The organism is Cardiobacteriaceae bacterium TAE3-ERU3, assembly GCA_019218315.1.
GTDB lineage: Bacteria > Pseudomonadota > Gammaproteobacteria > Cardiobacteriales > Cardiobacteriaceae > JAHUUI01.
In genome coordinates this window covers 91,198-109,093 of the sequence record JAHUUI010000003.1, presented here as the reverse complement: position 1 = coordinate 109,093, position 17,896 = coordinate 91,198, and the positions used below count along the sequence as shown (strand labels likewise).

Genomic DNA, 17,896 nt, shown 5'->3' with positions numbered 1-17,896 from the left:
TTCGATATTGCAATGTGACATAATAAAAAAGCGGCTCGATGAGCCGCTTTTTTATTGGGTATCAAGATTGATTACGCAAGCTTGATGGTTTCAATTCCGCCCATATAAGGCTTCAATACCTCAGGAACGGTGATTGAGCCGTCGGCGTTTTGATAGTTCTCAAGAATTGCGACAAGCGTGCGGCCAATGGCAAGTCCTGAACCGTTAAGGGTGTGGACAAGCTGTGGTTTCTTTTCGCCAGCAGCGCGGAAGCGAGCCTGCATACGGCGTGCCTGGAAATCCCCGCAATTACTGCACGAAGAAATTTCGCGGTATTTACCTTGGCCGGGCAACCATACTTCAAGATCATAGGTTCTACGTGAGCCAAAACTCATATCACCAGTGCAGAGCAGCATGACGCGATAAGGCAAGCCGAGCTTTTGCAATACCGTTTCGGCGTGGCCAGTGAGTTCTTCAAGTGCCGCGTCAGAGTGATCAGGGTGGACGACTTGCACCATTTCAACTTTTTCAAATTGATGCTGACGGATCATGCCACGTACGTCTTTACCATGTGCGCCGGCTTCTGAACGGAAGCAAGGCGTTTGTGCGGTGTATTTTTGTGGCAGGTCGGCTTCGTCGAGAATGGTGTCGCGCACAAGGTTGGTCAGGCTGACTTCAGCCGTCGGAATGAGATAAAAATCTCGTTCGCCAAGTTCGGTTTTAAACAAGTCTTCGCCGAATTTGGGTAATTGGCCGGTGCCGAATAAGCTGTCGCTATTGGCTAGGTAAGGGACATAGGTTTCCTGATAGCCGTGTTCACTGGTGTGCAGGTCGAGCATGAACTGCGCGAGGGCGCGGTGTAAGCGGGCCAGACTACCGTGCAGGACGGTAAAGCGGGCGCCGGCAAGTTTTGCTCCACTGGCAAAATCAAGGCCGATGTGTTCAAGGTCTGTATGTTCTTTAACTTCGAAATCATAGCTGCGTGGTTCACCAAAACGGCGCACTTCGACGTTGTCGTCTTCGTTTTTGCCTTCAGGTACACCGTCATCAGGTAGATTTGGTAAGCCGTAGAGGAGGTCAGTCAGCGCTTGTTGGGTTTCGGCGAGTGCTTGGTCAGCACTGCTTTGCTTATCACCAATGGCTGCGACTTGCGCCATCAGTTCATCAGCATTTTCGCCTTTTGCTTTGGCTTTACCGATTTGCTGTGAGAGCGCTTTGCGTTCGGCTTGGAGTTGCTCACTGGCAACTTGATGTTCTTTGCGCGCGGCTTCAAGGCGTTCGTATTCATCGATGGGAAAGTGATAGCCACGCCGAGCCAATGCGGCTGCAACTGCTTGGGTATCGCTGCGCAGCAATCTTGGGTCAAGCATATTATTTCCTTTCTGTTGTGAGTTCGGATTCTTTGATGTCGATCACGCGATTGGCCTGATCGTAGTAAATATTGAGGTCTTTGCGGTAGGTTAGGTTGGATTTGCCGCTGGTAAAGCGATAGATATAGGAATCTTGATTTTGGCGGAATGGGTCAGCCAGCAGTGGTGTGCCGAGTAGGCGACGAACCTGAGTACGGGTCATGCCGGGGCGAATTTGCTCTACGGTGCTTTGTTCGTAGATATTGCCTTGTGGTACGTCTACGCGGTAAAGAAAAGGCGTGCGGCTGCAAGCGCTAAGGATAATAGCGGCGCCAACAGCGATGAGTAGGTGTCTTTTCATGTTGATTCCTTGAGGTAGCATGTAATACGTGGCGCCCATTATAAGAGAAATTTATGCCGGGCGCTTATTGAGCATGGCTTTGGCATGTTCACGTGAGGTGGCGCTGTCCGCGCTGCCGAGCATACGGGCAATTTCAATGATGCGGGTATCTTCATCAAGCGGCGTTACACGGGTTTGGGTACTGGTGTCGTCGCTGCTTTTTTCGATCAGGTAATGGTGATCTGCATAGGCAGCAACTTGCGGTAAGTGAGTGATGCACAGTACTTGGCGATTGCGGCTTAGGCGATGTAGTAAGCTGCCGACAGTATCGGCAACTTCACCACCAATGCCGGCATCAATTTCATCAAATATGATGGTTGGCACCGGTGCTTCATCGAGGCAAGAAACTTCAATTGCGAGGCTGACACGAGAAAGTTCGCCACCAGAGGCTACTTTACTCAGCAGTTGCAGGGTTTGCCCGGGGTTGGCACAAAGTAGAAAATTGATGTCATCCTGACCGTGGGCAGCCGGGCGCTCAGCTGAGCGGACGTCGACAGCAAAAGTGGCGCGCTGCATACCGAGCTGGCGTATCCAGCCTTCGACTTCTTTCCCGAGTATAGTGGCGGCTTGATGGCGTGCGTTGCTGAGTTTGTCTGCAACGGTGTTGTAGTGCTGTAGTGCCGCGTCACGCTGATCGTCGAGTTGGTTACTGTCGTTGCTTTGGCGCTGCAAGTTGTCGTATTCGTGCTGTAGTGACTGCCAATGGCTGTAGAGTTCATCTGGCGTGCAGTGGTGCTTGCGTGCGAGGCTGTGCAGGGTGGACATTCGTGCTTCAATACTGGCAAGCTGCTCAGGATCGTGCTCAATACGGCTGAGGCGCTTATGCAGTGCGTCGTAAGCTTCGTCTGCATGAATCAGGCTTTGCTCGATCATTTCATAGGTTTCACTGAAGCGGTCATCTATTTCGGCAAGCTTCTCACTGAGCTGGCGTGCGTGGCGCAGCAATGCATTGATGGATTCGTCGCTGTCTTGTAGTAAGTCTCCTAGGGTGCCGCCGTGCTCAAGAATGCTATCAACGCTGGCAAGTGTGTTTTGCTCAGCTGCAAGCTGCTCAAATTCATTTTCTTGTGGCGCGACTTCATTGAGTTCTTCGAGTTGATAAGCGAGTAAGTTGAGGCGCTCTTCGCTTTCACTGCGCTGTTGTTGCCAGTCTTGCCAGGCACGCTCGAGCTTTTGCCAATCGCGATAGGCGCGGTTGACATTGTCGAGTAATTCATGGTGCCCTGCAAAGCGATCGAGGCGGCGTCGTTGCTCATCACTTTTAACCAAGGTTTGATTGGCGTGTTGGCCGTGAATACTCACTAAATGCGCGCCGATACTTTTGAGCTTGGCCGCAGTAACTGGGTGATCATTGAGGTAGGCCTTGCTCGCACTGTCACGTACGGTACGGCGAATCAGGCAGCCTTGGGGGGCATCAGGGTCATCCAGCCCTTCTTCGTGGATCAGTTTGCTGAGGTGCTCGGGGTTATCGATAAAGCTGGCAATGACTTGTGCTTTATCTGCGCCATGACGAATAGATGATGAATCAGCGCGTGCACCAAGCAGCAGGGACAATGCATCAATGAGGATGGATTTACCTGCGCCTGTTTCCCCGGACAGTACGTTAAAGCCGGATTTAAAGCGAATCTGACTGCGTTGGATGATGGCAAGTTGTTCGATGTTGAGCTGCTCAAGCATGCGGATCGGCCTCGACAGAATGATCTTCTCCAGTGCGTGCGGTAAAGGCTGTGGTCATGCCCCAATTGAATTTTTCACGCAAGCGCTGCTGGAATTTGTAACTGGCTGGGTGGATGACGGTGAGGTGTTCAGCTTGGCTGATCAGGACACTGTCACCTGCGTGGAGTATATATTCTTCCTGCCCATCAATGGTGAGCTGGACGTCTTTAAACCGTTCACGGTTAATGCACGCACGAATGTGGCGGCTGGCATCCAGTACTACCGGGCGTTGCATCAATGTATGTGGGCAGATAGGCACGAGCAGCGAAGCTGACAGCGAAGGCTCGACGATAGGGCCACCGGCTGAAAGGGCATAAGCAGTAGATCCGGTAGGCGTGGCGATAATCAGGCCGTCAGCACGGTAGTGGCAAAGGAAGCGGTCTTGGGTATAGACGTCCACTTCGATCATACGCGCCATATTGCGCTTGTGGATGACTGCTTCATTGATGGCGTAGAATTCTGCTTGAATATCGCCTTCGTTCTCAACGCTGATGCGCTGGCATTGGCGAACTTCACTGCAGTATTCACCGCTAAAAATAGCACTGAGATTGGCTTCGAGTTCAGTGACGGGGACGTCGGCAAGAAAGCCCAGCCGTCCGGCATTAACACCAAGTAGAGGGATTTTTTTGTCGAGCAAAGTGCGCCCAGCGTAAAGAAAGGTCCCATCCCCACCGATAACGATACACAGATCAACGCTGGTAGGCCATTGTTCAGGTTCACTGCTAGCCGGGTGGGTGGCTAAGCTGTCGGGTACGGTTTGCTTATCGAGGCAATATTCAATGCCGCGCTGGTCGAGGAATGTGAGCAGGCGTCTGATTGTCGGCTCGACTTCTTCACTGCCGTTCTTGCCGATAATGCCGATGTGTTGGAAAACGTTGTGTTGCATACGCTCAGGCGCCAAAAAAGCAGCATTATATACTTAACCATAGCAATAGAGCCAGTTATGCACTTCGGCTACGCGTATTCCCCAGTTAGATGCTTGGCAAGGGCAACTCCTTAAAATAGTGGTATTTGTGGGTCGCTGTCTTCGTTGTTTGGTTGTTTGAGGTTATGGGTTTTGTCGCTTTGCGATTCCGGTCGCTCAAAAAGGCTCAATTGCTGTTGTGGGCGGGGCGTGTGTTGTTGGTGTTTCATTTCTTGAAACTGCAAATATGCGGCGCGACGATAGGCCAACTTTCGTCGGTGACATTTGCGTAATACCGCGCGCTTTTCTTCATCACTGAAATTATCCCAAGCGATACGTTCATCCATATGGCGCATGCAGGTGCGGCAATAGCGCTGGCGATTGAAACGGCAGATCTGCTGGCAAGGACTTTCGATGGCAAAAGATTCTATTTGCTTCATTGCGCGATTATAACCTGCTCTCGTGATGATATTTGTTAGTTTATTGCATTATTTGCGAATACAGCCGTAAATTGAAGCGGTGCAATTTTGCTTGGGTGTATTAATCATTTTTATTTAATTTAGTATAATTTAGTGATCTAAGAAAACAATATATGATTTTAGATCGTGTAAATAGTGCTTTAAAATATTTACTTGTCTGTTTTCTTGGTGATTTTATCTGTTTGAAAATTACTATAAATAAGCTGTTTTTATCAATCAGGAGCGTATATGAAGGTAGTTGTGACTGGTGGAACTGGGTTCGTGGGAGAGGCAGTGTGTACTGCGCTGCGCTCAGCCGGTCATGAGGTAGTCATTTTATCGCGTAGCCGTGAAGGTCGGGATAACGGCATATCTATTCGCAAGGTTGATTATCACGACATTGATTCGCTGGCACAAGCTATGGACAGCTGTGACGCAGTGATTCATTTGGTGGGGATTCTGCACGAAGATAAAGGACTATCTTTTGAATGGGCGCACCATGCATTGGTCAGAAATGTTGTCAAAGCGGCTGCGCAGGCAAATATTGATGATTATCTGCATATGTCTGCACTGGGTGTAGATCATCGTGGCCCAAGTAAGTACTTAAAAAGTAAGGCTGATGGTGAGCAAGCAGCATTTGCTCTGTGTAAACAGCATGGCATGCGGATGGTTAGTATGCGGCCATCAATTATTTTTGGTGAAAACGACAATTTCTTTAATCAGTTTGCGCGGATATTGAAAGTCGCTCCGGTACTGCCATTGGTCTGTCCGCAAGCAAAGTTTCAGCCGGTGGCGGTAGAAGACGTTGCTAAAGCATTTGTTTGGGCTTTGGAATCTTCGGTAGACCGCACTGCTTATGAGTTGGGTGGCTGCGAAGTGATGACGATGCATGAGGTAGTGCAGCGGGTATGTACAGCCCATGGTTGGAAGCGCCTGATTGTCCCACTGCCTGATGTGATTTCAGCCATTCAGGGGCGAATCATGAGCTTGATCCCCGGTGCACCTTTTGCTTATGACAACTATCTGAGTATGCAGGTATCAAATACGACGGAAGAATGGCCTTGGGCGCAGATGTGTATCGAGCCAAAGCCAGTCGTTATTCACAAGTGTGATTGAGAGGTCTGCTAGGTTTTACGCGCTATAGCGATTAAGCGCCATCGAGATGTGCGAACATGCCGCGGAACATTAAGTCCGGCTCGATGCGGTAAGTTGGGCGTGAGCCGAACAGGATTTGTGCATCACCTCCAAAAGCATAGCGGCGAAAATACACGCCATGCTTACCTTCCAGATCGTCCATGATGCCGTCAATGCCGGCTGGGATAGCGTGGTGAATACCAGCGCCGATGCAGGTTGCGGTGTCGTTGCCGATCAGCTGCGCAGTCCAGCGCATCGGGGTTAGCTTTTGTGTGTTATTTAATAGGGCGTTTTCCATCAAGCGAATGCCGGGCAAAATAAGCCCGCCAAGGTGGCGGCCATGCCCATCAATGACATCAAGCGTGATCGCTGTGCCGCAGCCAACCACACACAGTGGTTCTTGACATAAGCCCCGGGCACCAAGCATGGCAAGGTAGCGGTCTGTGCCGAGTTTGCTGGCATCTTCATAGCCGACGGTTAGGGTGCCATTAGTTTGCTTTTGGGCGTGAAAAATTTTGACTTCTTTTTGCCACAGCTGCTCGGCCAAGGCGATAACTGTTTCCTCAATCTCTGTGTTATTCACACTTGATAAGCCAATCATGTCCGGTGTTGGCATGAGGTGAAAGGCGCGGTAAAGCTTTTCCTGCCAGTTACTTTTGTAAGAGACTGCTTCGACGATACCGGGCACTTCGTTGCCGTAAAGCCATTTGATGCGTGAGTTGCCGATGTCAATAAGTAATTTCATGGTTGAGCCTTGATGCGGACTTGTGTGAGGAAATGCAGCCCATCGCAGTCTTCTGCAATTAGCCGGCCTTTTTGATCAATGCCGTGCAAGCGTGCTGGATGTGGGTGGTTTTCGAGGATAGCTTGCTGACCGTAATACGCATCGTAATCTTGCCAGCGGTGGTTTATAGGTAAATAAGGTCGTTGATTCCATTGCTGAAGTGCGTTAATCAGCGCAGGCATAATGGTATTAAGGGTGTGCTCAATTGATTGATAACAGGGGTTGAGGTCGCGGCTGAGCATACCTTGATCGTGTGCCGCATCAATGAGATTAAGCCCAATACCGATATTAACTAATGTGCCACTGTCGTATTCTGTGCTTTCAACCAATATACCGCCGCATTTACCGCGAGACGTGAAGAGGTCGTTTGGCCATTTAAGCCTCACTACTTGGGCATCAGGATTAAGTGCTTGTGCGATAGTTAGCGCAATATATTGAGTCAGCCCGGATTGGCATTGTGGCAATTCGTTCAAATGCAGGCGAAAAGAGCAGTAAAGATTGCCGATAGGTGATTGCCATGTTTGCCCACGTTGCCCGGTGCCGGCAGTTTGTTGCTCAGCGCGGCAAAAGATCGGCTTGGCCGACTTCGCTTGGCGATTGATGAATGCTTGCGTGGAGTCGAGGACGCTCGCGTGGTGCACACCACCAGTAAAATAGCTTGCCCAATTCGCGGCATCAATATTCATCCGTAGTTTACTCTATGATTTGATATGATGGCGCATTCTACGGTAAGCAATAGGTTAAACCAAGCATGTCTAAACAATTGCCTTTTTGGATCGCGCCATCCATTTTGTCAGCAGATTTTGCCCGCCTCGGCGAAGAAGTCGATGCGGTACTTAATGCTGGTGCGGATATCGTCCATTTCGATGTGATGGATAATCACTATGTGCCAAATCTGACCATTGGCCCAATGGTGTGTAAGGCGCTGGTAGATTATGGCATCAAAGCACCAATCGATGTGCATTTGATGGTGTCTCCGGTTGATGACTTGATTCAGCAGTTTGCTGATGCCGGTGCGTCGTATATTTCATTTCATCCAGAGGCAAGCCAGCATGTCGATCGTTCACTACAGCTGATCAAAAATAGCGGCTGTAAAGCAGGGTTGGTATTTAATCCGGCAACGCCACTGAGCTATCTTGACTACGTAATGGATAAGGTTGATCTGGTATTGATTATGTCGGTTAATCCTGGTTTTGGCGGTCAGGCATTTATTCCTGCAGCACTGGATAAGCTGCGTGAAGCTCGCCAGCGTATTGATGCTAGTGGGCGTGAGATTCGCCTTGAGATTGATGGTGGGGTGAAGCCGGATAATATTGCCGAAATTGCCCGCGCTGGTGCGGATATGTTTGTCGCTGGGTCGGCAATTTTCAATAAGCCGGATTACGCTGTGGTGATTGAAGAAATGCGCCAGAAATTAGCGGACGTACGTGGCGAGTAATGCGCTGATGTAAAAAATGGGTACAGCAGGTTTGAATGCTGTACCCATTTGAATGTGAATGATAGGTCTAGCGCTTGAGTCGGCGTAAATGCTGTAATTCCTCGAGGAGCTCAAGGATCAGGGCAGTCGCTGGAGCGCTGGCTTCAAAGTCGCGGCGAATGCGTAATGCACGGCGAATTTGCGCAAGTTGGTAACCGCTGTATTGCGCTTGCTGTGGCTCGCCTTCAACACTGATTGCCGATTCTTCTACCAAACTGATTAACCACTCCGGCTCGCAGTTGCAAGTGGTGATGACTTCGCTAAATGTGAGGTAAATGTCCTGATTAGTGGGGTGATTCATTGTTTGTCTCCTTCATAACCATAGTGCGCTGCAAGTGCTTGCCAAGCGGCTTTGTCAGCCTCGCTACTGACTTTCGGCATGGTGATGTTGATGTGGATATACAAATTGCCGGGTGTTTTTGCCGGAATGCCCTTATCTTTCAGGCGAATTTTTTGACCTTGCTTGGTACCGGTCGGCAATTTAACTGCTAACTTGCCATCTGGTGTATCGACGGTCACTTTGTCATTGAGTGCTGCTTGCCAAGGCATGATATCGAGCACGGTATGCACATCCTTGCCATTCTCGACGTAAAGCCGTTCACTTTCATGAAAGCGGATCTTCAGGAATAAATCACCAGCATTGCCACCATCGATGCCCGGTAAACCTTGCCCGGCGAGTCGGATTTGCTGACCCTCACTGATGCCTTTGGGAATGGTGACATTTAGGGTTTTTTGCGTTTGTGTCATTCGGCCGTTGGCATCGTAGGTCGGCATATTTAGAGTTAGGCTGCGTTTTGCGCCATGGTAGGCTGCTGCTATATCAATGCTTAATTCTGCATGCTGATCTTCACCTTTGGTTGGACCATGTGATCGATGTGATTGCCGCCCCTGACCAAATGCGGAAAAAATATCGTCAAAGCGGAAATCACCACCTCCAAAGACGCCGTCTTGGCCAAAGTCTTCGCGGCGGAATTGATGACCACCGTGTTGATTGGTGAATTGGCTGAAGTCAAAGTCTTCGAAGCCTTGCTGATGATGCCCGCTACCGCTGTGCTGCTGACCTGCAAATGGGTTACGCAGCATTTCATCGTATTCTGCGCGCTTATCCTTATTTTTGAGCGTATTGTATGCTTGGTTGATTTTACTGGTCATCTCGTCGGCGTTAGGGTCTTTACTCACGTCGGGGTGATATTTTCTGACCAGCTTACGATAGGCCTTTTTAATCTCGGCATCACTGGCATCTTGGGGGACGCCAAGTACGTCGTAAAACGTTTCCTTTACCATCTACCTCTCCCTTTTCTCCCTGAATTGAACTGCTGCCCCTATTATGGCGCGATGAGGCTGCCCATGCAGCATAATTATCAGATAGCTGCCTAAATATCAATAACATTTACCGAGAGTGGAAACAAGTTTGGTTGGGCGTGGTTTGCATCAATATGGCTGACTGAGAATACTTAGGCCATTCCCTTGTCATTGCTATAGCATAGGCTGACTTTTGCGGGAGAATCAATGTCCTGAGTAAGTCGTACTTTGGTGGTGTTTATAGTTGTGGGCACTCAGTCGGAGAGAAAGATGGCAACGTTAGATCGTTGTAGTACGCATCGGTGTGTTATTGGAGGAGGCGTAATTTTTCTTGCCGTAATGTGGCTTTATGCTTTAAGGCCTTGAGTCAGCTATTGTTCTTGATAAGCTGGAAAGCAGCGCTTGTCTGTTGCCGGTAAGAAGACAAACGCTGTTGGAGTACTTGTCTGAAGCAGCCGCCAAGTAAGAATATGGCGGCTTGCCAGGTAGGGGGATGTTATTCTTTCAATGCGTAGATGCCCGGGAGATGACGCAGGTAACCGTGGTAGTCCATGCCACAGCCATAGATGTAGCGATCAACGACTTCGGTACCAACAAAATCAGCTTTAAAGTTGGGCACTTTTCGGTCGTGTAACTTATTGAGGAGCACACAGCAATTTAGTGTGGTTGGATTCTGCGTTTTCAATTCATCAACAATCGCCTTGAGCGTATAGCCTTCATCAAAGATATCGTCAATTAGGAGGACGTGTTCGTCTTTTAAATCTGCATTAGGGCGCATCTTCCACTGTAATTCGTTGGTGGCTTGATTGTCGCGGTAACGAGTGGCATGAATGTATTCCATACGGTGAAAGAAATTGAGGCGAGTGAGTAATTGCCCGGCCGGAATCAGTCCTCCGTTCATGACGACCATGACGATTGGGTTCAGCCCCGCATAATGGAGGTTTAGCTGAGCTGCCAGCTTGTCGTAAGCCGCGTTGACTTCTGCGGTTGTGATCAGGCATTCCGAATTGCTGAGAACGCCTTCAAGTTCTTGGTTTGATAGTTGAGCCATGATATTCCTTATATGGTTGGTTCTTTTAATAGGTGAGTGTGGTGTTGTTGCTGTTCATGATTTCCTCGACGATGTAACCGCCGCTGACGGTCTCTTCGACTTCCGGAATCAAATTGTTGCCCCATTTTTGCACAACAAATTTACTGACTTTGATTTTTACGCCACTTTGGTAAGCCTCTTTGAGTAAATCGTAAATGGTTTCGTCTGCTTTGCGCGGTGATTCAATGCCTTCGGCAACGCCGCGTATGGCAATTTCTCCAGCACGCCCTGCGAGAATAATTTCAGCCTGATAATCCATAGATGCGGCAATGGTGGCGTGATAAATAGGCTCGACCATTTCACTTTGGTTTTCAGGGTTACTATTCAGTACGATGACAACGAGTTTTTCAGCCATGTGATGAATCCTTTAGAAATGAAGAATGATGTAGAAGTTGGGTGGAGCAATGTGGCTTCATAATAAATGCTTAAATTGACTCTCTGTATTGCTCGAGTCGGGCCTTTGCGTGCTGATAAGCGTGTTCAAATGCTTGTGCATCAAATTGCTTGCGTAGCATCGTCTTTTTTCGTTGCACAAATGCTTGAGGATCGCGTGGCTTGGGGTTGCTTTGTAGTGCTTGATCCATTGCTGCAAAATTATTGCAAATTAGTGTGAAGTCGGCTCCGGCATCAAGTGCAGCTTGCACTTGCGCTGCTGCATCTTTAAAGACCTGTGCGCCAGCCATGTCCAAATCATCAGAAAAAATGGCGCCATTAAAGCCGAGCTGACGCAAGTTGTCGATTATTAAAGGTGAAAAACCACCAGGTATGCCGTTTGTTTCCGGGTAAACGATATGCGCGGTCATGATGCCTTCGATGCCGTCTTTGATTTGTGCGGCAAATGGGTAAAGATCCGCTTCTCTTGCTTCGACAGGGCGTGTGTCGTGTGGTAGTACGTGGTGCGAGTCACCCTGAACACGGCCGTGCCCCGGGTAGTGTTTCCCAACAGCAGCCAAGCCACCAGTGCGCAGGCCAGTGCGTAATGCGGAAGCCAGCGTGCTGACTACAGCAGGGCAATCTGAAAAAGCGCGTTCGGCAATAACCGATGAAACCTCATCATATAAGTCGAGAATAGGTGCGAAGCTGAAATCAATACCATATTGGCCAAGCTCATAAGCCATTACAATTCCGATGTCTTTACTCAGTGCCAGAGCACGTAAAGGGTGGGTTTTAAATAACAAGCCTAATGAATAAGGGGCTGGAAGTGCGGTGGAATCAGTGCGAAAACGCTGGACGCGCCCACCTTCGTGATCGACACAAATCAGCTTTTCTGAATCAATGTGCTTGATTTCAGCACACAGAGAGCGCAGTTGTTTAGAGTCACTATAATTACGGCTAAACAGAATAACGCCACTACAAGCCGGATGTTCCAGCCTGCGTTTATCCTCTGTGCTGAGTTTGGTCGATTCTATGCCGATGATGATGGACATGGATACCTACTGACAAAAACGAGATTCTATCACGCTGCCAGTTCATTTTGTTATGCTGTTGCTCTTTAATATTAGGAGCCAAAAATGACTATTTTTTGCCAAAAGTTGCAACGCGAAGGTGAGCAATTGCCACGTAAGCCTGTTACAGGTGAGCTTGGTGAGCGCATTTATCAACATATCAGTAAAGAAGCGTGGGAAATGTGGCTTAAACAGCAAACTATGTTGATCAATGAATACCAGCTTTCTTCTTTTGAACCTGAAGCGCAGACATTTTTACGCGACCAGATGGAAGCATTTTTATTTAATGACACACATGTCGCACCGCAGGCTTATCAGCCAAAAGGCGAAAATAGCTGAGTATTTTTCCCTTATACGTCAGGGGGGGACAAAACTTTTTAAAAAAAGTTGTAGAAAAAGTTGACGCACCGTCCGAAATGCTGTTTAATGCGCAGCCTTCCAAGGCCAAGTAGCTCAGTTGGTAGAGCAGCGGATTGAAAATCCGCGTGTCGGTGGTTCGATTCCGCCCTTGGCCACCACTGAATTTTAAGATTAAAGAGGTACGGCTATGGCCCGCATTTGCCAGGTGACCGGTAAAAAGCCGATGGTCGGTAATACCGTTTCCCACGCGAACAACAAAGGTAAGCGCCGTTTTCTCCCAAATATCCAAGAACACCGTTTTTGGGTTGAGAGTGAAAACCGTTTTGTAAAATTGAAAGTATCGACTCACGGTATGCGAATCATCGACAAGAAAGGCATTGATGCCGTACTTGAAGACATCCGCGCTCGTGGCGATAAAGTGTAAGGAGTCCGATCATGGCGAAGAAAAACGCACGCGACAAGATCCGCTTAGTTTCTTCTGAAGGTACTGGTCACTTCTACACCACGACCAAGAACAAGCGTAACATGCCAGAAAAAATGGAAATCAAAAAATTTGATCCAGTGGCACGTAAGCATGTGATCTATAAAGAAGCAAAAATCAAGTAATTCGCGATTATTGCCCAAAAAGCCCGCTATAATGCGGGTTTTTTATTTATATGAGCAAAATATTGATCAACGTAGCAGATGTTGTGGTTAAACGCCGTGGTCAAGCCGTACTTAATGGTGCGTCGATAGCGCTCAATCGCGGTGAAGTCGTTGCGTTGGTTGGTGCAAATGGTGTGGGTAAGACCACTTTATTACACGTACTTGCCGGCTATATTCATCCCGATAGTGGTAGTGTGCAGCATGGCTGCCCATTGGCTCAGGTTGCCTTCCTTGCTGATAAGCCAGCCCTTTATCCAGATTGGTCCATTAATGAAGTACTACAGCGCTTGGCTGTGCTTCATGGCATTGAGGTGCAACGGGTTCAAGAATTGATTGCTCTGTTGGGCTTGACTTCAGTCGCATCACGGCCAGCGAAAAATCTCTCCCATGGCTATCGCCAGCGTCTTGCTATGGCGCAAATGCTTCTCGGCAAGCCTCAAGTTTTGCTTTTTGACGAGCCGGGTAATGGTCTAGATTACCAGCAGCGGCGTGCTCTGTGGCCACTACTCAGCAATTTAAAGCGTGATGCAGGCGTGATGCTAATCAGCCATGATTGGGTTGAAGTTGGTGCCGTTGCTGATCGTGTCTACCTACTTAAAGATGGACGTTGTCACGAATTGGCTATGCCACAGCGCAATCAAGATTGGCGGTGGCTGGAATTTATTGATCAACATGCTGCCGGTACGTATGGCGCACAGGCTGTGAGCCGTGATGGCCGTTTTTTGGCCGTTCCAGTGGGTGCTGAATTTGATCAGGCCGCCGTCTTGACGGTGAGTGACAGTTATCCGGCTCAGGCGTTGCAGGAGAAAATTGATGCAGTGGCGTGATTGGCTTGCTAAAGAGTGGCGCTTGCTGTTAACCCCAGCCATGCTGTGGGCAATGCTACTGCTGTGGCTTGGTGAAGTTGTTTATCTATTGGCGGCATTGGAAGCTTATAACGGGCTTGCAGACCAACTGGCGCGATTGAGCAATCGCCGGGGTGCTACGCAAATGCTTTTGGCCCATGCCGGTGGTGTCGTGAATTGGTTGATGATCGTGTGGTTGGTTTATTTTGGCGCCCGTTCACTCGCACAAGAGCGACAGTGGGGGACAGATTTTTTGTGGCGTTCACGCTGTGGTGGTCGCTGGAGATTGTTGCTGAGTAAGGCAGCCGTGTTACTGCTTGGATTGCTGCTTGTTGTGCTGCCGTATTGGCTGTGGGTGATTGGGCTTACTTTTGGCACAGACTGGGATGATGGCCTGTTGCTTGGGATTGCTTTGTCACAGGTGCTACTGGCTTTGTATGGCGTCGGGCTGGCATTGACCGTATCAGCGGCGTGTGTCCAGCCACTGACGGCATCTTTATTACTTGGATTATTATGGTTGCTTTTATGGCTCTTGCCGGTGTTGGCGAGTTCGCCGCAATGGCTGAATGCAATGTTGCGCTGGCTGTCACCTTTTGAGCATGTAGCTTTATTGCAGCAGGGTATATTGTCTAGTCAGACGGGTGTTTTTTTCGTGATGATGTTGCTGGCTATGGCTACATTAACATCAATTTTTTGGATCAAGGAGTAGGTGCGGATGGCACAATTTTTTTACGAATACGGTTTATTTTTTGCCAAGGTGATTACTTTTGTATTGGCAATCGTTGCTGTGGTTGGTGTTATTGCTGCGGCAAAAAAAGGTGGTGATCAAGAGGATAAGCTCAATATAGTTTCTTTGAATGAGCGTTATGAAGCTTATCGTGAGCAACTTGAAACAGCCTTACTTGATAAAAAAGCATTGAAAGTACGTGAAAAAGCGCGCAAAAAAGCAGATAAGGAAAAAGATAAGGCACAAAGTGAAGACAAGCCAAAAATGTTTGTCTTGGATTTTGATGGCGATATGGAGGCGAGCGCTGTAGATAGCCTGCGTACCCACATTAGCGCCGTGATTCAGGTCGCCGCTGAGCACGATAAAGTATTGTTGCGCTTAGAGAGTGCCGGTGGGTTGGTACACGCTTATGGTTTAGCGGCTTCGCAGTTGGCGCGCTTGCGTGAAAAGCAGATTCACCTGGTTGTTTCTATTGACAAAGTGGCCGCGAGTGGTGGTTATATGATGGCATGCATTGGCAATGAGATCCTTGCAGCACCTTTTGCCATTGTTGGTTCGGTAGGCGTCATCGGTGCGGTGCCAAATTTCCATGATTTGCTTGAAAAAAACCATATTCATTATGAGCAACATACAGCAGGTAAATACAAGCGTAGCCTGACGCTATTTGGTGAAAATACTGATGATGATCGCGCGCAGTTTACCTATGAATTGGCCATTACTCATGAATTGTTCAAAGATCACATTCGTGCGGCTCGCCCAATGTTGGATGTTGACGATATTGCTACTGGTGAGACGTGGTATGGTACTCAGGCGGTCGAAAATGGCTTGATTGATTATGTTGGCACCAGTGATGATTTCATTCTCAGCCATCTCGATAGCCATCAATTGCTGCTGATTGAAGATGAAGTGCATGAGGGATTGGTGGAAAAGTTGAAGTCGCGCTTTCTTGGCAAAATCAGTACGCATCAACCGTTTAAGGCGACTATCCGCTAAGTAATCATGCCATTTACGTTCGCACATCCTGCGGCCGTATTACCATTGTACCGATGTCGCTCACTGTCATTTAGTGGGCTGGTTGTCGGTGCAATGGCACCTGATCTTGAGTATTTCATTAAGCTACGTTTGCAGGGTGAGCTCGGGCACAGTTTTTGGGGCTTATGGTATTTCGATATACCGCTAGGGCTGCTCGTATTGTGGTTATTCCAGCGCGTTATTCGCGATTCCATGCTGCGGCATTTGCCTTCGTGTTTACAGCAGCGCTTTGCTTATTGTTATCGTCAGCCGTGGCGTCATACCTCATGGTTGATGCTCGTCTTTTCCATTTGGTTGGGCGCAGTAACCCATGTAATTTGGGATAGTTTTACCCATGTAGGGCGCACCAGTGTATGGTTGCCGGTGCTCGCACAGCCATCTTTATTTGGTGCGTCGTGGCCGTGGTCTCGGGTTTTGCAGCACATCAGCACATTTAGTGGGTTAGCCATAATTGCTTGCTTTGTCTATCGTTTGCCGCGCAGTGGGCATATACCAACATTACCTTGGTATCGCACGTTGTCTTATTGGGGAGTTGTGCTTGCTATTGCCGTAATCTTGTTGCTGCTGCGTTTTCAGGCTATTGGTCATCTGCCTGCTCTGGGGAACGTTGTTGTGGTAACGATTTCAGCACTTGCAGTGGCATTGTTTATCGTCTCGTTAATTGATTGTGCGCTCTGGAAGGTCGATAATTAGAATTCCTTTTCATTCTTAATGGAGTCTAAAAATGACGATTGATGATCTTCAGCCCAAAGCGCTATGGCAATACTTTAAGGCATTGACACAAATTCCACGGCCTTCTTACCATGAGGAAGCAGTGCGCCAGTACGTTTTGGATGAAGCAGCACGTCTTGGTCTTGATGCGGATATGGATGAAGTTGGTAACGTTTTGGTGCGTAAGCCCGCGAGCAAGGGCAAGGAAAATGCACCGGGTGTTGTGCTGCAATCACACCTCGATATGGTGCCGCAGAAGAATAACGATAAAGTACACAATTTTGAGACTGATCCGATCGAGACGTTGGTCGATGGCGAGTGGCTGACGGCTAACGGTACAACGCTTGGTGCTGATAATGGCATCGGTGCGGCTGCTGCACTGGCTGTATTGGCTGATGATTCACTGGTTCACGGCCCAATTGAAGCGCTGTTCACTGCGACAGAAGAAAGCGGTATGGACGGTGCGAAAGGGCTGCGCGAGAATTGGTTGCAAGGCGATATTCTGCTTAACCTCGACTCTGAAGATGAAGGTGAGCTTTATATTGGTTGTGCGGGCGGCGTTGACGTCACGCTTAACTTCCCCTTGAAATTTGAATCAGCTGCAGGCAAAAAAGCATGGCTGATCCGTATCAGTGGCTTGGCAGGCGGTCACTCAGGTTTGAATATCATCGATCAGCGCGGCAATGCCAATGTCGTTTTGGCGCAGCTGTTATCAGGATTGAGCGAAGAATTCGATATTGCGATCGCCGAGTTTAATGGCGGTAATCTGCGTAATGCTATTCCGCGTGAAGCGCAGGCTGTAATCGTTTTTGATGGTGATCAGAAGTCATTAGAGCAGGCTATTAAGCCATTGGCTGATATGTTGCGTGCCAGCTTTGGTAAAGTTGATCAGGGCTTTTCGGTCAGCTTGAGCGAACATGACTCAGTTGTAGAAGCGCTTGATGGCGATAGCCAGAAAACCTTGCTGTCAGCCGTATTGCTGTGCCCAAATGGGGTATTGCGCATGAGTCACGATATGCCGGGCTTGGTCGAAACCTCGAATAACCTTGCGGTTGTCGGTATTGAAAATGGGCAGCTGCAGTTGCAATCGCTACTGCGCTCATCCAGTGATGATGCCAAGGCTCATGCCAAGCAGCAAATGGCCATGCTTGCAGATGCACTTGATGGCTGTGCTGAGTTTTCTGGTGATTATCCTGGTTGGCAGCCTGATCCTTCATCGCAAATTGTGCAGCTGATGCAAGCGAGTGGTGAGGAAGTGTTTGGCAAAATCCCACCGTTGAAGGCAATTCACGCCGGGCTTGAGTGCGGTATTCTCGGTGAGCACTATCCGCATTGGCAGATGATTTCTTTTGGCCCAACCATCACCGGCGCACATTCACCCGATGAACAGGTACATATTGCTTCGGTTGCGACGTTCTGGACGTGGCTGGAAAAGAGCTTAGCGTGTATTGCTGAACAATAAGCTTAATGTGTCGTTATTATTAACTTCACCGGCACACAGTAGTTCATACTGTGTGCCGGTTTTTTTATATTTTCGG

22 protein-coding genes and 1 tRNA gene are annotated in these 17,896 nt (G+C 48.7%); 11 read left to right on the top strand and 12 right to left on the bottom strand.

The genetic code is table 11. The annotated features are described in order from the left end of the window. Positions 1–71 precede the first annotated feature (71 nt). The 5 genes from serS to KRX19_06700 all read right to left on the bottom strand — a co-directional run bounded on the left by serS (position 72) and on the right by KRX19_06700 (position 4,788). Positions 72–1,349: a serine--tRNA ligase gene (gene serS / locus KRX19_06720; GenBank protein MBV7434719.1), complete on the bottom strand. Its 1,278-nt coding sequence runs from the start codon at positions 1,347–1,349 to the stop codon at positions 72–74. 1 nt (position 1,350) lies between these two features. Next, positions 1,351–1,689 carry an outer membrane protein assembly factor BamE gene (bamE, locus tag KRX19_06715; protein MBV7434718.1) on the bottom strand — a complete coding sequence of 113 codons (339 nt, stop codon included), beginning with the start codon at positions 1,687–1,689 and terminating at the stop codon, positions 1,351–1,353. A 51-nt stretch (positions 1,690–1,740) separates the two neighbouring features. Further along, positions 1,741–3,405 carry a DNA repair protein RecN gene (gene recN, locus KRX19_06710; protein MBV7434717.1) on the bottom strand — a complete coding sequence of 555 codons (1,665 nt, stop codon included), beginning with the start codon at positions 3,403–3,405 and terminating at the stop codon, positions 1,741–1,743. Continuing rightward, a complete protein-coding gene (locus tag KRX19_06705) occupies positions 3,398–4,330 on the bottom strand; it encodes an NAD(+)/NADH kinase (protein MBV7434716.1) in 933 nt (310 codons plus the stop codon). Before KRX19_06705 ends, recN begins: the two co-directional genes overlap by 8 nt. Positions 4,331–4,440: 110 nt before the next feature. Continuing rightward, complete coding sequence (locus KRX19_06700; GenBank protein ID MBV7434715.1) at positions 4,441–4,788, bottom strand: DUF1289 domain-containing protein; 348 nt, start codon at positions 4,786–4,788, stop codon at positions 4,441–4,443. Positions 4,789–5,055: 267 nt separating this feature from the next. On the opposite strand from KRX19_06700, the gene KRX19_06695 reads away from it, so the two are divergent. Continuing rightward, positions 5,056–5,922 carry a complex I NDUFA9 subunit family protein gene (locus KRX19_06695; GenBank protein ID MBV7434714.1) on the top strand — a complete coding sequence of 289 codons (867 nt, stop codon included), beginning with the start codon at positions 5,056–5,058 and terminating at the stop codon, positions 5,920–5,922. A gap of 31 nt (positions 5,923–5,953) precedes the next feature. On the opposite strand, the gene KRX19_06690 is transcribed toward KRX19_06695, so the two are convergent. Together KRX19_06690 and KRX19_06685 are read right to left on the bottom strand one after the other, a co-directional pair. Then, positions 5,954–6,685: a type III pantothenate kinase gene (locus KRX19_06690; GenBank protein MBV7434713.1), complete on the bottom strand. Its 732-nt coding sequence runs from the start codon at positions 6,683–6,685 to the stop codon at positions 5,954–5,956. Further along, positions 6,682–7,410, bottom strand: coding sequence for a biotin--[acetyl-CoA-carboxylase] ligase (locus tag KRX19_06685; GenBank protein ID MBV7434712.1), 729 nt, complete (start codon positions 7,408–7,410; stop codon positions 6,682–6,684). The genes KRX19_06690 and KRX19_06685 overlap by 4 nt, the downstream gene beginning before the upstream one ends. Positions 7,411–7,475: 65 nt before the next feature. Here KRX19_06685 and rpe point away from each other — a divergent pair, with 65 nt between their 5' ends. After that, the gene (gene rpe, locus KRX19_06680; protein MBV7434711.1) at positions 7,476–8,162 is read left to right on the top strand and encodes a ribulose-phosphate 3-epimerase; all 687 of its coding nucleotides are present in this window, start codon (positions 7,476–7,478) and stop codon (positions 8,160–8,162) included. 67 nt (positions 8,163–8,229) lie between these two features. Here rpe and KRX19_06675 read toward each other — a convergent pair whose 3' ends face one another. From KRX19_06675 to nagZ, 5 genes are all read right to left on the bottom strand, one after another. Further along, positions 8,230–8,502, bottom strand: a complete 273-nt coding sequence (locus tag KRX19_06675) for a chaperone modulator CbpM (GenBank protein ID MBV7434710.1) — start codon at positions 8,500–8,502, stop codon at positions 8,230–8,232. Next, the gene (locus tag KRX19_06670; protein ID MBV7434709.1) at positions 8,499–9,485 is read right to left on the bottom strand and encodes a DnaJ domain-containing protein; all 987 of its coding nucleotides are present in this window, start codon (positions 9,483–9,485) and stop codon (positions 8,499–8,501) included. The genes KRX19_06675 and KRX19_06670 overlap by 4 nt, the downstream gene beginning before the upstream one ends. Before the next feature lie 514 nt (positions 9,486–9,999). Continuing rightward, on the bottom strand, positions 10,000–10,554 hold the full coding sequence (locus KRX19_06665; GenBank protein ID MBV7434708.1) for a hypoxanthine-guanine phosphoribosyltransferase: 555 nt from the start codon (positions 10,552–10,554) through the stop codon (positions 10,000–10,002). A 25-nt stretch (positions 10,555–10,579) separates the two neighbouring features. Beyond that, positions 10,580–10,948 carry a peroxiredoxin gene (locus KRX19_06660; protein ID MBV7434707.1) on the bottom strand — a complete coding sequence of 123 codons (369 nt, stop codon included), beginning with the start codon at positions 10,946–10,948 and terminating at the stop codon, positions 10,580–10,582. Between the two features lie 70 nt (positions 10,949–11,018). After that, entirely contained in the window at positions 11,019–12,020 is a 1,002-nt protein-coding gene (gene nagZ / locus KRX19_06655) for a beta-N-acetylhexosaminidase (GenBank protein ID MBV7434706.1), read from the bottom strand. Between the two features lie 84 nt (positions 12,021–12,104). Here nagZ and KRX19_06650 point away from each other — a divergent pair, with 84 nt between their 5' ends. The 9 genes from KRX19_06650 to KRX19_06610 all read left to right on the top strand — a co-directional run bounded on the left by KRX19_06650 (position 12,105) and on the right by KRX19_06610 (position 17,820). Further along, positions 12,105–12,377 carry an oxidative damage protection protein gene (locus KRX19_06650; GenBank protein ID MBV7434705.1) on the top strand — a complete coding sequence of 91 codons (273 nt, stop codon included), beginning with the start codon at positions 12,105–12,107 and terminating at the stop codon, positions 12,375–12,377. Between the two features lie 103 nt (positions 12,378–12,480). Continuing rightward, a tRNA-Phe gene (locus KRX19_06645) sits at positions 12,481–12,556 on the top strand. A gap of 29 nt (positions 12,557–12,585) precedes the next feature. Continuing rightward, entirely contained in the window at positions 12,586–12,822 is a 237-nt protein-coding gene (rpmB, locus tag KRX19_06640) for a 50S ribosomal protein L28 (protein MBV7434704.1), read from the top strand. An 11-nt stretch (positions 12,823–12,833) separates the two neighbouring features. Next, positions 12,834–13,004: a 50S ribosomal protein L33 gene (gene rpmG / locus KRX19_06635; GenBank protein ID MBV7434703.1), complete on the top strand. Its 171-nt coding sequence runs from the start codon at positions 12,834–12,836 to the stop codon at positions 13,002–13,004. A 50-nt stretch (positions 13,005–13,054) separates the two neighbouring features. Further along, complete coding sequence (locus tag KRX19_06630; GenBank protein MBV7434702.1) at positions 13,055–13,870, top strand: ABC transporter ATP-binding protein; 816 nt, start codon at positions 13,055–13,057, stop codon at positions 13,868–13,870. Beyond that, entirely contained in the window at positions 13,857–14,597 is a 741-nt protein-coding gene (locus tag KRX19_06625) for a hypothetical protein (GenBank protein ID MBV7434701.1), read from the top strand. The genes KRX19_06630 and KRX19_06625 overlap by 14 nt, the downstream gene beginning before the upstream one ends. A 6-nt stretch (positions 14,598–14,603) precedes the next feature. Beyond that, a complete protein-coding gene (gene sohB / locus KRX19_06620) occupies positions 14,604–15,608 on the top strand; it encodes a protease SohB (GenBank protein ID MBV7434700.1) in 1,005 nt (334 codons plus the stop codon). A gap of 6 nt (positions 15,609–15,614) precedes the next feature. Beyond that, complete coding sequence (locus KRX19_06615; protein ID MBV7434699.1) at positions 15,615–16,340, top strand: DUF4184 family protein; 726 nt, start codon at positions 15,615–15,617, stop codon at positions 16,338–16,340. A gap of 31 nt (positions 16,341–16,371) precedes the next feature. Then, complete coding sequence (locus tag KRX19_06610) at positions 16,372–17,820, top strand: aminoacyl-histidine dipeptidase (protein MBV7434698.1); 1,449 nt, start codon at positions 16,372–16,374, stop codon at positions 17,818–17,820. Positions 17,821–17,896: the final 76 nt, after the last annotated feature.

What these genes read in the sequence shown, in the direction of transcription:
- KRX19_06700 (MBV7434715.1), bottom strand. Translation starts at nt 4,788, where the DNA reads ATGAAGCAAATAGAATCTTTTGCCATCGAAAGTCCTTGCCAGCAGATC.
- KRX19_06660 (MBV7434707.1), bottom strand. Translation starts at nt 10,948, where the DNA reads ATGGCTGAAAAACTCGTTGTCATCGTACTGAATAGTAACCCTGAAAAC.
- bamE (MBV7434718.1), bottom strand. Translation starts at nt 1,689, where the DNA reads ATGAAAAGACACCTACTCATCGCTGTTGGCGCCGCTATTATCCTTAGC.
- KRX19_06670 (MBV7434709.1), bottom strand. Translation starts at nt 9,485, where the DNA reads ATGGTAAAGGAAACGTTTTACGACGTACTTGGCGTCCCCCAAGATGCC.
- sohB (MBV7434700.1), top strand. Translation starts at nt 14,604, where the DNA reads ATGGCACAATTTTTTTACGAATACGGTTTATTTTTTGCCAAGGTGATT.
- KRX19_06690 (MBV7434713.1), bottom strand. Translation starts at nt 6,685, where the DNA reads ATGAAATTACTTATTGACATCGGCAACTCACGCATCAAATGGCTTTAC.
- rpmG (MBV7434703.1), top strand. Translation starts at nt 12,834, where the DNA reads ATGGCGAAGAAAAACGCACGCGACAAGATCCGCTTAGTTTCTTCTGAA.
- KRX19_06685 (MBV7434712.1), bottom strand. Translation starts at nt 7,410, where the DNA reads ATGAATATTGATGCCGCGAATTGGGCAAGCTATTTTACTGGTGGTGTG.
- KRX19_06625 (MBV7434701.1), top strand. Translation starts at nt 13,857, where the DNA reads ATGCAGTGGCGTGATTGGCTTGCTAAAGAGTGGCGCTTGCTGTTAACC.
- KRX19_06650 (MBV7434705.1), top strand. Translation starts at nt 12,105, where the DNA reads ATGACTATTTTTTGCCAAAAGTTGCAACGCGAAGGTGAGCAATTGCCA.
- KRX19_06665 (MBV7434708.1), bottom strand. Translation starts at nt 10,554, where the DNA reads ATGGCTCAACTATCAAACCAAGAACTTGAAGGCGTTCTCAGCAATTCG.
- KRX19_06675 (MBV7434710.1), bottom strand. Translation starts at nt 8,502, where the DNA reads ATGAATCACCCCACTAATCAGGACATTTACCTCACATTTAGCGAAGTC.
- KRX19_06615 (MBV7434699.1), top strand. Translation starts at nt 15,615, where the DNA reads ATGCCATTTACGTTCGCACATCCTGCGGCCGTATTACCATTGTACCGA.
- KRX19_06610 (MBV7434698.1), top strand. Translation starts at nt 16,372, where the DNA reads ATGACGATTGATGATCTTCAGCCCAAAGCGCTATGGCAATACTTTAAG.
- nagZ (MBV7434706.1), bottom strand. Translation starts at nt 12,020, where the DNA reads ATGTCCATCATCATCGGCATAGAATCGACCAAACTCAGCACAGAGGAT.
- KRX19_06695 (MBV7434714.1), top strand. Translation starts at nt 5,056, where the DNA reads ATGAAGGTAGTTGTGACTGGTGGAACTGGGTTCGTGGGAGAGGCAGTG.
- KRX19_06630 (MBV7434702.1), top strand. Translation starts at nt 13,055, where the DNA reads ATGAGCAAAATATTGATCAACGTAGCAGATGTTGTGGTTAAACGCCGT.
- rpe (MBV7434711.1), top strand. Translation starts at nt 7,476, where the DNA reads ATGTCTAAACAATTGCCTTTTTGGATCGCGCCATCCATTTTGTCAGCA.
- KRX19_06705 (MBV7434716.1), bottom strand. Translation starts at nt 4,330, where the DNA reads ATGCAACACAACGTTTTCCAACACATCGGCATTATCGGCAAGAACGGC.
- recN (MBV7434717.1), bottom strand. Translation starts at nt 3,405, where the DNA reads ATGCTTGAGCAGCTCAACATCGAACAACTTGCCATCATCCAACGCAGT.
- serS (MBV7434719.1), bottom strand. Translation starts at nt 1,349, where the DNA reads ATGCTTGACCCAAGATTGCTGCGCAGCGATACCCAAGCAGTTGCAGCC.
- rpmB (MBV7434704.1), top strand. Translation starts at nt 12,586, where the DNA reads ATGGCCCGCATTTGCCAGGTGACCGGTAAAAAGCCGATGGTCGGTAAT.